1 protein-coding gene (cut by a window edge) is annotated in these 14,401 nt (G+C 69.2%); it reads right to left on the reverse strand.

Annotated elements, in window-relative coordinates; all coding sequences use genetic code 11:
* A protein-coding gene (locus ACQPW1_RS44195) for a non-ribosomal peptide synthase/polyketide synthase (RefSeq protein WP_433659512.1) crosses the window boundary here: on the reverse strand, positions 1–14,401 show its final stretch. It continues 29,498 nt past the right edge of the window; only the last 14,401 of its 43,899 coding nucleotides appear in the window; its start codon lies beyond the right edge, outside the window; it ends in the stop codon at positions 1–3.

Genomic DNA, 14,401 nt, shown 5'->3' on the forward strand with positions numbered 1-14,401 from the left:
CTACTCCGCGATCACGATCTTGATCTCGGGGTCTGCCGCGTCGGTGGCCTCGGTCGGGGTGACGAACCAGTGGGTGACTTCGCCGTCGGCTAGGTCGTTGGCGAGTTCGCCGGTCGGGAGGACCGAGAGGGCGCCTGCGGTGGCGGAGGCCAGGAACTCGAGCATGGCGGCGCGGCCGGAGGGGGCCGTGGTGTACGTGGTCGACTCGTAGTCGATGCCGTACTCCTCGCGGACATGTTCGGCCTGGGCCAGGGCCGCGGTCTGGGTGACCGCGAGGACACCGTCGCCGGTCGGGACCACGAAGGCCGGGTCGTCTTCGCCGAGCGGGCGGACCCGGTCGGCGTAGGAGACCGGGTGCGACGGGGCCGCGGCCAGGTCGGCCTGCATCCGTGGCTCGGACGGGACCAACCAGCGAATCGGGCTGTCCGGCACCGGGTTCGGCGTGATGCCGAAGGTGGCTCCGGCGGCGACCATGTCGTCGGCGGCGAGATCACCGGCGAACAACAGTGCGGCACCGGCCTTCTGCACCGCCCAGGCCGCGATGACCGCGTCCAGCGATTGCGGCAGCGCCACCGCGACGATGTCGCCCGGCCCCGCACCCCGATCGATGAGCACCCGCGCCAACTGCGAGGAGCGTCGATCCAGTACGTGGTAAGCGATTTCGTCGCCGTCGGCGAGCAGCGCGGGCGCCTCCGGATCTTCCTCGACCACCTCGGCGAGCACCTTGGCGACCGTGTGCGCGCCGACCCGTCCGGCCGGTTCCGGCGCGGAAGTGGTTGCCGTGATGCCGGATTCGACGAGCAGCCGGGCACGTTCGCCGGCATCGAGGATGTCGATGTCGCCGACCAGTCCGTCCGGATCGCCGAGCAGCGCCTCCAGCACGCGGACCAACCGCGCGGACATGATCTCCACCTCGTCCGCGCTGAACCGGCTGCCCAGGTACTTGAGCGTCAGCTCGATCGTCGCCTCGGCGGTCACCAGCAGGGTCAGCGGGTAGTGCGTGGCGTCGTTGACGCCGACACCGGTCACCGACATGCCGTCGATGGAGCTGGCGGCCGAAATGGCCTCCTTATCCATCGGATACGACTCGAACACCAGCAGGGTGTCGAACAGTGATCCGGTGCCCGCGACCCGCTGGATGTCGGTGAGTCCCACGTAGTGGTGCTCGAGCAGATCGGCCTGATCGTGCTGCAACCGCTCCAGCAACTTGCCGATCGTCTGCCGATCATCGATCCGCAACCGCACCGGCAGCGTGTTGATGAACAGGCCGACCATCGACTCCACACCGGGCAGTTCGGCGGGCCGCCCGGAGACGGTGGCGCCGAACACCACATCGCCGCGGCCGGTGAGCCGCCCGAGCAGGATGCCCCAGGCCGCCTGCACCAGCGTGTTCACCGTGACGCCCAATTCGGCGGCGTGCTTGGTGAGTTGGCGCGTGCGATCGGAGTCGAGCTCGGTGACCAGCTTGCCGATCTCGTACTGCTCGGCCGAACGCGGTTGCGGCGCAAGTTGAGTCGGCTCGCTGACGCCGTCGAGCGCGGTCGCCCACGCCCGCAGCGAGGCCTCGCGGTCCCGCCCGGCCAGCCAGCCGAGGAAGTTGCGGTACGAGGCAACCCGCGGCAGCGCCGTCTGATCGCCGCGAACCGCGTACAGCACCAGCAGATCCCGCATCAGCAGCGGCATCGACCAACCATCCAACAGGATGTGATGGGTGGTGATCGCCAGGTGCCACTGACTCTCGTCGGTGCGGAACAGGGTGAACCGCAGCAACGGCGGCACCGCCATGTCGAAGTGCGTCGCCTGATCGGCCGCGACCTGCCTGCGCAGTTCCGCGGTCCGCTCGTCGGCGGGCAGCGCGGTGAGATCCACCTCGCGCCACGGCGCCTCGATCCGATCGAGCACGACCTGCACGGCCTGCCCGTCGGAGTCGGTGACGAACGCGGTGCGCAGGTTCGGGTAGCGATCGATGATGCCCTGTGCGGCCGCACGCAGCCGCTCGACATCCAGCGCGCCGCCGAGATCGACCACGGCCTGCATGGTGTACACGTCGACCGTCGCCTGGGTCATCATCGCGTGGAACAGCAGACCGGACTGCAGCGGCGAGAGCGGCCACACCTCGGCCAGCGCCGGGTAGTTCCGTTCCCACAGCTCGATATCGGTCTGGTCGACCCGCACCAGCGACATGTCGGACGGCGTGAAGCCACCCGCGTCCGGCCGGCGCGCGTGCGTGGCCAGCGCGGTGAGCGCGGCGACCCAGTGATCGGCGAACTCCTGCACCTGTTCCCGGGTCAGCAACCCGGTCGGGAAGGCGAACGCCGCACCGAGCTCCGGGCCATCCGCACCGTCGGTGACGATCGCGTTGATGTCGATCGTCGCGTTGGCGGGCATGTCGAGATCCATGTCGCCGTCCAGCTGACCGAGGTCGGCCACCGGCACCCAGCCGATTTCGGCGAGCTGCTCGGGGATTTCCCCGGCCGACATGCGACCCAGATAGTTGAAGCTGATCTGGCCCGAGGCACCGAGTCGCTGACCGGTCGCCGAGTTGAGGTGCCGCAGCAGGCCGTAACCGAGACCCTTGTCCGGCACCGCGAGCAGCTGCTCCTTGATCGACTTCACGATCTCGCCGAGCGCGGCGCCACCGTCGAACGCGTCGGCGAGGTCGGCGCCGCCCAGATCCAGCCGGACCGGGTAGGCCGTGGTGAACCAGCCGACCGTGCGCGACAGATCGGCGCCGGGCACGACTTCCTCTTCACGACCGTGACCCTCGAGGTCAATCAGCGTCGCGTAGCGACTCGATGAGGGGCGGTGGTCGGGCGACGGGTGGGCCAGCGCCGCAGCGCCTTCGCCACGCCAGCGGGCGACCGCCATGGCCAGCGCCGACAGCAGCCCGTCGTTCACACCACCGCGGTAGAGGCCGGGGATCGCGGTGAGCACCGCGTCGGTGACCTCGGCAGGCAACGTGACCTCGACCCGCTCGACCGTCGCGAACGTATCGACCGCGGGGTCGAACGGACGCGCACCGAGCAACGGATCCGGGGTCGTCGAAACCTGCTGCCAGAACGGCAGTTCCGCCACCCGCTCCGGCGACGAGGCCGCCTCGACCAGGCTGGTCGCCCAGCGCCGCATCGAAGTTCCGTTGGCGGGCAACGCAACCTGCTGACCGGCGGCCAGCTGCGACCACGCGACCGCGAAGTCCGGAATCAGGATGCGCCAGGACACACCGTCGACCACGAAGTGGTGCGCGACGATGAGCAGCACATCGCGCCGCTCGCTGCGCCCGATGGCGGCGTCCACGGGTCCCTCCGTGGTTACGCGGGCTGCCTCCTCCGGGCCTTCCGCTCCCGCCGCGTCGAAGGCGAACCAGATGAACTGCGCCATCACGGCATTCGCCGGATCCAACCGGCCGAGCGCGGCGTCGAACGCCTCGCTACCGACCCGCTTCAGCTCCGCGTCGTCGACGTCGGCGGCGAGCTCGACCCGATGCACCATCGCATCCACATCGACCGCACCGGTCGCCAGCGCCTCGAACGCCCACCGATCATCGTTGCGGCGCAACCGCGTCCGCAACACATCGTGGTGGTCGAACACCGCCGCGATGGTCCCGACGAGCGTCGCCCGATCGATACCGTCCGGCAGCCGCAGCGCCATCGTCTGCGAGAAGCGGTCGTAGGCCGAGCCACTCGCGAGGATCTGCGTCATGATCGGCGTCAGCGGAATCTCGCCGACCCCGCCACCGGGCAGCTCCTCCAGCTTCACCTGTTCCGAACCCGCACCGAGCGTGGCGATTTCGGCCAGCGAGGCCACGCTGCGCCGTTCGAACACCTCACGCGGGGAGAACACCACGCCGCGCGCCTTGGCCCGCGACACCAGCTGGATGGACAGGATGCTGTCGCCGCCGAGCGCGAAGAACGAGTCGTCCAAACCGATCTGCTCGACCCCGAGCACCTCGGCGAACACCTCGGCGATGACCGCCTCGACCTCGCTGGCCGGCGCCCGGAACTCGCGCGGCGCGAGCACCGGCTCGGGCAGCGCCTTGCGGTCGAGCTTGCCGACCGGGGTCAGCGGGATCTCGTCGAGCACCACGATCGCCGACGGCACCATGTGCGGCGGCAGGCTGCGCGACGCATGCTCACCGAGCCGGACCGTGTCGATCTCGTGGCCGGGCACCGCGAGCACGTAGGACACCAGAATCGTGGCGCCCGCCGCGGTCTCCTTGCCGAGCGTGATCGCGAACTCGACATCGGGATGGGCCGCGAGGACCGTGTCGATCTCGCCCAGCTCGATACGGAAGCCGCGGATCTTCACCTGGAAGTCCGAGCGGCCGACGTAGTCCAGCTCCCAGCGCACCTCGGGCACCGCGGCATTACCCGCGCGCTCGCCCGGTTCGGCGAACCAGCGCACCACGTCTCCGGTGCGGTACATCCGCGCGCCCTCGTTGCTCCACGGGTTGGCGACGAACCGTTCCGCGGTGAGGTCCGGCCGGTTGTGGTAGCCACGCGCCACCGCGCCACCGGCCAGGTAGAGCTCGCCCGCGACACCCGGCGGCACCGGGTTGAGTCGCCCGTCGAGCACCAGCGCCGACATGCCGCGCACCGGCAGACCGATGGTGACGTGCCGTCCCGGGGTCAGGCTGGCGTAGGACGAGATGATCGTCGTCTCGGTCGGACCGTAGGCGTTGAAGTACTTGCGGCCCGGGTACCACTTGGCCAGCAGTTCCGGCGTGGTGACATCGCCACCGACGGAAGCGACTTCGAGCGCTTCCATGCCCGCCGGATCCACCGTGCCGAGGACAGCCGGGGTGATGATCGTGTGCGTCACCCGCTCGGTGCGCAGCAGCTCGGCCAGGTCCGGTCCGCCGATGATGTGCGACGGCACGATCACCAGCGTCGCGCCGGTGTAAGCGGCACACAGCCATTCGAGCACCGACGGGTCGAAGCTCGGCGAGCAGATGTGCAGGAACCGGTGGTGCGCCTCGAGCTGGTACAGATCCGTGGCGACACCGACCAGGCCACCCATGCCCGCGTGAGTCACGGTGACGCCCTTGGGCATACCCGTCGAACCCGACGTGTAGATGACATACACCGGATGCCGCATGGCCAGCGACGAGATCCGATCCGCGTCGGTCACCGAGTCCGGCGACTTGGCCTCGATCAGCTCACCGAGCGCCGCATCGTCCAGCCGCAGCCATTCGACGTCGCGCGGCAGCCGATCCACGTGCTCGCTGGCGGTGATACCGATGACCGCGCCGGAGTCGTTGATCATGTGCCGCATGCGGTCTTCGGGGTAGGTCGGGTCGACCGGCACGTGCGCGCCACCGGCCTTCGCCACCGCCCAGAACGCCGCGACCATCTCGTAGGAACGCGGGAAGGACAGCGCCACAATGCGTTCCGGACCGACACCGCGATCGATCAGCACCCGCGCCAGCCGCGACGAGTACTCGTCGAGCTCGCGATAGGTGATCGAGCGACCCTGGTAGCGGACCGCGATCTGCTCCGGGTTCAGCTTCGCGCCGCGCTGCAGCAGATCCGGCAGCAGCCCGGTGGCCATCACGTCTTCACCGTGCACGTGCGTGAGCAGCTCGTACTCGTCCGCGTCGAGCAGCGGCAGGTCACCGATCGGCAGTTCACGTTCGGTGACGATGGCGTCGAGCAGCCTGGTGAATCGCTGCGCGAAGACCTCGACCGTGGCGTCGTCGAAAAGGTCACGGGCGAAGGAGAACTCGGCGTACATGCCCGCGCCGTCGGCCGACGCCGCCGCCTCCCGAATCGTCAGCGACAGATCGAACTTCGCCGTCTCGACCTCGAAATCGACCGCGCCCACGTGCAATCCGGGCAGCTCGAAACTCGTCTCCGGCAGGTTCTCGAACGACAGCGCCACCTGGAACAGCGGGTGCCGCGCGGTCGAGCGCTCCGGGTTGAGCAGTTCGACGAGCCGCTCGAACGGCAGGTCGGCGTGCGCGAACGCCTGCAGGTCCGCGTCCTTGGTCCGGGCCAGCAGCTCCCCGAAGGTGAGGTCGCCTTCCACGTGCGAGCGCAGCACCAGCGTGTTGACGAACATGCCGATCACGTCGTCGAGTTCGGCCTCGCCACGACCCGCGATCGGCGTGCCGATGGCGATGTCGTCGGTGCCCGACATGCGCGCCAGGAACAGCGCGAGCGCGGCGTGCACCAGCATGAACATGGTCGCGTTCTGTTCCCGCGCGATCTCGGTGAGCTTGCGATGCAGCTCGCCGTCGATCGGGAACACCACGCGCCCACCGGCGAACGACTGGGTGGTCGGCCTGGTCCGGTCGGCGGGCAGGTTGAGCTCGTCCGGCAGCCCGGCCAGCGCGGCGCGCCAGTACTCGGCCTGCTGCGAGATCAGGCTGGCCGGATCGGCCTCCGAGCCGAGCACGTCACGCTGCCAGAGGCTGAAGTCCGCGTACTGCACCGGCAGCGGCGCCCAGCCCGGGGGCACCCCGTTCGAGCGGGCCGCGTAGGCGAGCATCACGTCGCGGGTCAGCGGGCCCATCGACCAGCCGTCCGCGCTGATGTGGTGCACCACGAACACGAGCACGTACTCGCCGTCGGTGACCCGGAACAGCTTGGCCCGCAACGGGATCTCGGCGGTGACATCGAAGCCCGCGGTGATCACGTCGACGATCCGCTGCTGAATGTCTTCGACGGCAACGGTTTCCGGCGTCAGGTCCGGCACCGACTGCTCGGCGGGCATGATCACCTGGCTGGCGGCGCGACCCTGCTCCGGGTACACCGTGCGCAGGGTTTCGTGCCTGGCGATGACATCGCCCACCGCGTCCTGCAGCGCGGCGACATCGAGGTCGCCGGTGAGCCGCACCGCGACCGGGATGTTGTTGACGGCCGAGGCGGTGTCGAACTGGTTCAGGAACCACATGCGCTGCTGAGCGAGCGACAACGGAACCTGCTCCGGGCGTGGGCCCGCCTCGAGGGCGCGACGACCACCGGCACCGGCGTGCTGCTCGACCTTCACGGCCAGACCGGCAACCGTGGACGCCTCGAACAGCGCGCGCACCGGCACCCGTGCATCGAGTGCGGCGCCGATGCGGGCGGCGACCTGCGTGGCCAGCAGCGAGTTACCGCCCAGACCGAAGAAGTCGTCATCCGCACCGACCTGCTCGACACCGAGCACCTCGGCGTACACCGAGGCCACGATCTCCTCGATCGGAGTCGACGGTGCACGGAACGCCTGAGCCTCGAACTCGGGCTCCGGCAGCGCCTTTCGATCCAACTTGCCGTTCACATTGAGCGGCAATGCATCGAGAACGACGAACGCAGCAGGCACCATGTACGACGGCAAACCGGCGGTCAACGCCGACTTCACCTCAGCGACATCGAGATCACCGTTCGACGGCACCAGGTACGCGACCAGACGATCACCGATCTTCGGATCGGACTTCGCGACCACTGCGGTCTGCGCGATCTCCGGCAACGCCAGCAGCGCGGCCTCGATCTCACCGAGCTCGATGCGGAAACCACGGATCTTCACCTGGAAGTCGGTACGACCCCGGTACTCCAGCTCACCGGTCGCGTTCCACGCCACCAGGTCACCGGTGCGGTACATCCGGGCACCGGTCTGGAACGGATTGGCCACGAACCGATCCGCGGTCAGATCCGCCCGACCGAAGTACCCACGCGCCAGCTGCGCACCGGCGAGGTACAGCTCACCGGCGACACCGGCAGGCACCGGCCGCAGTCGCGAATCCAGCACGTAGACCTGGCTGTTCCACTCGGGCAGACCGATCGACACCGAGGTCTCGTCCGCCCTGGTCACCCGATGGCTGGTGATCGAGACCGCGGCCTCGGTCGGGCCATAGAGGTTGAACAGCTCGGTACGCGAGTGCTCGCGCACGAACCGCTGCGCCAGCGCACCCGGCAGCGCCTCACCGATAGCGAGCACCCGCCACAGCGAATTCGGGAAATCACCGGCGGTGAGCGCGTCGAGCATCGACGGCACCACATGCAGCGTGGTAACCCACTCGCGAGCCATCAACTCGTTCAGGTACGCCGGATCCTGGTGACCGTCGGGCGCGGCAATGACCAGTCGGCCACCACACACCGCCGCAGACCAGAACTCCCACACCGAAAGGTCGAATGTCGCTGCGGTCTTCAGCAGAATCGCATCGGCGGCGTCGAGACCGAACTCGGTCATCTTCCACTGCAACTGATTCGCGATCGCGCCGTGTGAAACCGCAACGCCCTTCGGACGACCCGTCGAACCCGACGTGAAGATCACGTACGCGGTGTTCTCCGGACGCAACGGCGCCACCCGGTCACCATCGGTGATCGGGGTCTTGGCGATCTCGGCCAGATCCAGCTGATCGATCCGCACCAAAGGCGCGACGTCGGTATCGAACTCGGCATCGGCGTTGGTCAGCACGCACACCGGTGCCGCGGTCTCGAGGATGTAGCTCGTCCGCTCGGCAGCCTGCGCCGGATCCACCGGCACATACGCGCCACCGGACTTCGCGACGGCGTACATCGCCACGATCAGATCGACCGAACGCCGGAACGCCAGCGCGACCCGCGACTCCGGCCCGACCCCGATTGAGATCAGATGCCGCGCAAGACGATTCACCCGAGCATCGAGATCGCCGTAGGTGATCGACGCGCCGTCCTCGGTGACCAGCGCGACTTCCTTCGGCCCGGCCGCCACCGAGGCGTCGAGCAGCGAAACCAGCGTCGCGGAGTCGTCCACCGCGTTGTCGGTGGCATTGCGGCCGGTCACCAGCTGCGCGCGCTCCGCGACATCGAGCAGTTCGATGTCGCCGACCGAGGTGCGCGGCGCGGCGATGATCTCACCGATCAACCGGGCGAACCGATCGACGAAGCCCTGCACCGTGCCCTGATCGAACATGTCGGTGGCGTAGGTGAAGAACCCGGTGATGCCCTCGGGCTCGCCCGCGTCGCTGTAGCGGTCGGTCGCGATCAGGTGCAGATCGAACTGCGAAAGCGCGGTGTCGATATCGAGCCCGGACACCGCCAGACCCGGCAGCTCCAGTCCGGCCTGGGCCAGGTTCTGGAACGAAAGACCCACCTGGAACAGCGGATGCCGCGCGGTGGACCGAACCGGGTTGAGCACCTCGACGAGCCGCTCGAACGGCACATCGGCATTGGCGAACGCCTGGATATCGGTCTCACGTTGGCGCGCAAGCAGTTCGGTGAACGCCTCACCCGCGTCGACCCTGGTGCGGAACACCAGCGTGTTGACGAACATGCCGATCAGGTCGTCCAGGACGGCCTCGCCACGACCCGCCATCGGCGTACCGATCGCGATGTCGTCGGTGCCCGACAGACGGGCCAGCAGCACCGCGAGCGCGGTGTGCACGACCATGAACAGCGTCGCGCCCTCGGTCCGAGCCAGCTCGATCAGCGCCTGATGCGTCTCGGCGTCGATGCGCAGCTCGACCTTGCCACCGGCGAAGGACTGCACCGCGGGACGCGGCCGATCCGACGGCAGATCCAGCTGATCCGGCAGCTCTGCCAGCGCCTGGCGCCAGTAGGCGACCTGCTTGGACGCCAACGACTCCCGGTCTTCTTCGCTGCCGAGCAGCTCGCGCTGCCAGATGCTGTAGTCGGCGTACTGCACCTCGAGCGGCGCCCAGTTCGGGGCCTCCCCTGCCGAACGCGCGGCGTAGGCGATCATCAGGTCGCGGGTCAGCGGGCCGACCGACGAGCCGTCACCGGAGATGTGGTGCACGACCATCGCGAGGACGTATTCGACCTCGGCGGGAGCGGAGCCTGCGGAGCGACCCGAAGACACAGCGTCCGGTTCCTGTGCTTCCCCGGCGATCTGGAACAGCGCGACCTTCATCGGCACCTCGGTGGTGACGTCGAACATCGTCGAAGTCAGTGCCACCACGGCGGATTCGATCTGCGCGGGCGCGACCACGCGCACCTCCAGCCGCGGCACGGCCTGGGCCGGCGGCAGGATCACCTGCACCGGACCGCTGTCCGTCTGCGGGTAGATGGTGCGCAGGATCTCGTGCCTGCTGACCAGGTCCGCGATCGCGGCACGCAGCGCGGCCACGTCGAGCGCACCGGTGAGCCGCACCGCGATCGGCACGTTGTACGCCGCCGACTGGGTGTCGAACCGGTTGAGGAACCACATGCGCTGCTGCGCGAGCGACAGCGGAATGTGTTCCGGCCGCTGGCCCGCGGTCAGCGCCTTGCGGCCACCGGCGTCGGCGTGCTGCTCGACCCGGACCGCCAGCGCGGCAACCGTGGACGCCTCGAACATCAACCGGACCGGCACGCGGGTGTTCAGCGCCTCGCCGAGGCGGGCCGCGACCTGCGTGGCCAGCAGCGAGTTACCGCCCCAGGCGAAGAAGTCGTCGTCCAGGCCGAGTCGCTTCGACTCCGCCCCTTCGCGATCCGAGATGCGCAGCACGTCGGCGAAGGTGTTGGCCACGATCTGCTCGATCGGCGTGACCGGCGCGCGGAACACCGCCTTCTCGAAGGTGGGCTGCGGCAATGCCTTCCGGTCCAGCTTGCCGTTGGCGTTGAGCGGCAACGCATTCAGCTGGATGAGCACCGACGGCACCATGTACGACGGCAGCTCCGCGGCGAGCGCGGCCTGGAGGCCACGCTTGTCGAGCTGGCCCGCCCGCGGCACGACGTACGCGACGAGGCGGTCGCCGATGCTCGGATCGGTGTGCGCGAGCACGGCGGCCGCGGTGATCGCGGGTTGACGCAGCAGCGCGGCCTCGATCTCGCCGAGCTCGATGCGGAAGCCACGGATCTTCACCTGGAAGTCGGTGCGGCCGCGGTAATCCAGTTCTCCGGCGGCGTTCCACGCCACCAGGTCACCGGTGCGGTACATGCGCTCGCCCGCCGCGCCGAACGGGTCGGCGACGAACCGGTCGGCGGTCAGCTCGGCCTTGCCGAAGTAGCCACGCGCCAATTGCGCACCGGCCAGGTACAACTCGCCGGAGACGCCGACCGGGACCGGCCGCAGCCGCGCGTCGAGCACGTAGACGCGGCTGTTCCATTCCGGCGCACCGATCGACACCGAGACCTGATCGGCATCGGTGACCAGGTGGCTGGTGATCGACACCGCGGCCTCGGTCGGGCCGTACAGGTTGAGCAGCTCGGCAGCGTTGTCACGACGGAACCGCTGCGCGGTCGCCGCGGGCAGCGCCTCACCGATGGCGAGCACCCGGCGCAGCGAATGCGTCAGGTGGCCGGCGGATTCGGTGAGCAGCGAGTCCAGCATCGACGGCACCACATGCAGGGTGGTCACCCCGGTGGTGCGCATCAGCTCGTTGAGGTAGGCCGGATCGCGGTGGCCGTCGGCCGCCGAGATCACCAGGCGCCCACCGGATGCGGCCGCGGTCCAGAACTCCCACACCGAGAGGTCGAACGTGGCCGCGGTCTTCAGCAGGATCGCGTCGTCCGCGCCGAGGCCGAAGGTCGCGATCTCCCACTGCAACTGGTTGACGATCGCCGCGTGCGGCACGGCGACACCCTTGGGCTGGCCGGTCGAACCGGACGTGAAGATCACGTACGCGGTGTTCGCCGGAGTCAGCGCACCGCGACGTTCGGTGACCGGGCTTGCCGCGAACGCGGTCAGGTCGAGCGCGTCGATCTGCACGATTTCGGTTGCGGCGGTGCGGAATCCGTCGCGACCGGTGGTCAGCACGCAGACCGGTGCCGCGGTCTCGAGGATGTAGTCGGTCCGCTCGGCAGGCTGGTCCGGATCGATGGGCACATAGGCCGCACCGGATTTCGCGACCGCGTACATCGCGACCACGAGATCGGCGGAGCGGCGGATGGCCAGCGCCACCCGGTCCTCCGGGCCGACGCCACGCTGGATCAGGTAGCGGGCCAGGCGGTTCACCCGGCTGTCCAGCTCGGCGTAGGTGAGCTGCTGCTGACCGGTCGGCTCGTCGGCGACCAGCGCGACCGCGTCCGGTGTGGCCGCGACCGCGGCGTCCAGCAGCGACACCAGCGTCGCGGCCGTGTCGACCTCGTGCGCGGTGTCGTTCCAGGTGGTGAGGATGCGGGTGTGCTCGTCCGCGGCCAGCAGGTCGATCTCGCCGACCGGCATGGTGGCGTCGGCGACGACCGCGTCCAGCACCCGCACGAAGCGGTCGGCGAAGCCCTGGACCGTGTCCTCGTCGAACAGGTCGATGGCGTAACCGAATTCGGTGATGATCTCGGCGGGCGTGCCGTCCTCGGCGTATCGGTCGTACAGCGTGACGTGCAGGTCGGTCTTGGCCAGCTGCGAGTCGAAGTTGACCGCGCTCACCGAGAGGCCGGGCAGTTCGAAGGTGGTCTCGGCCAGGTTCTGGAACGAGAGACCCACCTGGAACAGCGGATTGCGCGCGGTGGAGCGGACCGGGTTGAGCACCTCGACGAGGCGCTCGAACGGCACGTCCGCGTTGGCGAACGCCTCGAGGTCGCGTTCCTTGACGTCGGCGAGCAGGTCGGCGAAGCGGTCACTCGGCGCGACCTTGGTCCGGAAGACCAGGGTGTTGACGAACATGCCGATGAGGTCGTCGAGTTCGCGTTCGCCACGGCCCGCGATCGGGGTGCCGACCGCGATGTCGTCGGTGCCGGACAGGCGCGACAGCAGCACGGCGAGTGCCGCGTGCACCACCATGAACAGCGACGCGTTGTTGGCGCGCGCCAGTTCGTGCAGGCGGGCGTGCCGCTCCGGGGAGAGCTCGAAGCGAATCGCCTTGCCGTGGAACGACTGCGCGGGCGGGCGCGGCCGGTCGGCGGGCAGTTCCAGCTGATCGGGCAGTTCCGCCAGCGCGGTCTGCCAGTACGAAACCTGCTGAGCGGCCAGTGATTCCGGGTCCTCTTCGGATCCGAGCACCGCGCGCTGCCAGAGCGCGTAGTCGGCGTACTGCACCGACAGCGGCAGCCACTGCGGTACATCGCCTTGCACGCGGGCCACGTAGGCGGCCATCACGTCGCGGGCCAGCGGGCCCATCGAGGAGCCGTCGGCGGCCACGTGGTGCACGGTGAACGCGAGGACGTGCTCGTCCGGCGCGATCCGGAACAGCGCCACCGCGAGGGGCACCTCGACGGTGACGTCGAAGGTGGTCAGCGCGAACGCGATGACGGCGTTGAGCAGATCGTCCTCGGTGACGTCGACCGGGGTGAGCGCCGCCGCGGCCTGGGCCGCGGGCCGGATCACCTGGTGCGGCCCCTCCGCGGAGCGCGGGTAGGTGGTGCGCAGTACTTCGTGGCGGGCGAACACGTCGCCGATCGCCTGTTCCAACGCGGCGACGTCGAGGGCACCCGACAGGCGCACGGCCAGGGGGATGTTGTCGACTGCCGAGGTGGTCGTGTCGAACTGGTTGAGGAACCAGTAGCGCTGCTGCGCCGGTGACAGCGGGATCCGCGCGGGACGCTCGCCGGTCTCCAGCTTGGGCCGCTGCCTGCCGGATCCGGCGTTGCGCTCGACCTGGGTGGCCAGCGCGGACACCGTGGACGCCTCGAACAGGTCGCGGACGGCCAGTCGGGTGTCCAGGGCGGCGCCGAGTCGCGCGGTCACCTGGGTGGCCAGCAGCGAGTTGCCGCCGAGTTCGAAGAAGTCGTCGTCCAGGCCGACCCTGGCGACACCGAGCACGTCGCCGAAGGTGCCCGCGACGATCTCCTCGATCGGGGTGGACGGTGCGCGGAACACCTTGGCCTCGAACACCGGCGCGGGCAGCGCCTTGCGGTCGAGCTTGCCGGAGGCGTTGAGCGGGAACGATTCCAGCACCACGAACGCCGACGGCACCATGTACGCGGGCAGCTCGCCGCCGAGTTCGCCACGCACGCCGTCGATGTCGATCGAGTGGCCGGTGGTCGGCACGACGTATCCGACGAGCTGATCGCCGAGCCGGTCGTCCGAGCGCACGACCACCACGGCCTGCGCGATGGAATCCAGTGTGGTGAGCGCGGATTCGATCTCGCCGAGTTCGATCCGCAGGCCACGCAGCTTCACCTGGAAGTCGGTGCGGCCCAAGTACTCCAGTTCGCCACGCGAGGTCCAGGTGACGAGGTCACCGGTGCGGTACATCCGCTCGCCATCCGCGCCGAACGGGTTCGCGATGAACCGATCCGCGGTCAGTTCCGGCCGCGCGACGTAGCCGCGAGCCAGCTGCGCACCCGCGAGGTACAGCTCACCGGCGACACCCACCGGTACCGGGTGCAGCCGCGAATCCAGCACGTACACCTGGGTGTTGAACACCGGGGCGCCGATCGGCACGGACACCGCGTCGGCCTCGTCCACCTCGTGGAAGGTGACGTCGACGGCGGCCTCGGTCGGGCCGTACAGGTTGTGCAGGCGCGCGCCGGTCAGTTCCTGCATCCGCTGCGCGGTGGCCGCGGGCAGTGCCTCACCGGAGGCGAAAACGTTGACCAGGCTGGTGCATTCGTCCGCGCGCTGC

Source organism: Nocardia sp. CA-128927 (genome assembly GCF_050955855.1).
Lineage (GTDB): Bacteria > Actinomycetota > Actinomycetes > Mycobacteriales > Mycobacteriaceae > Nocardia.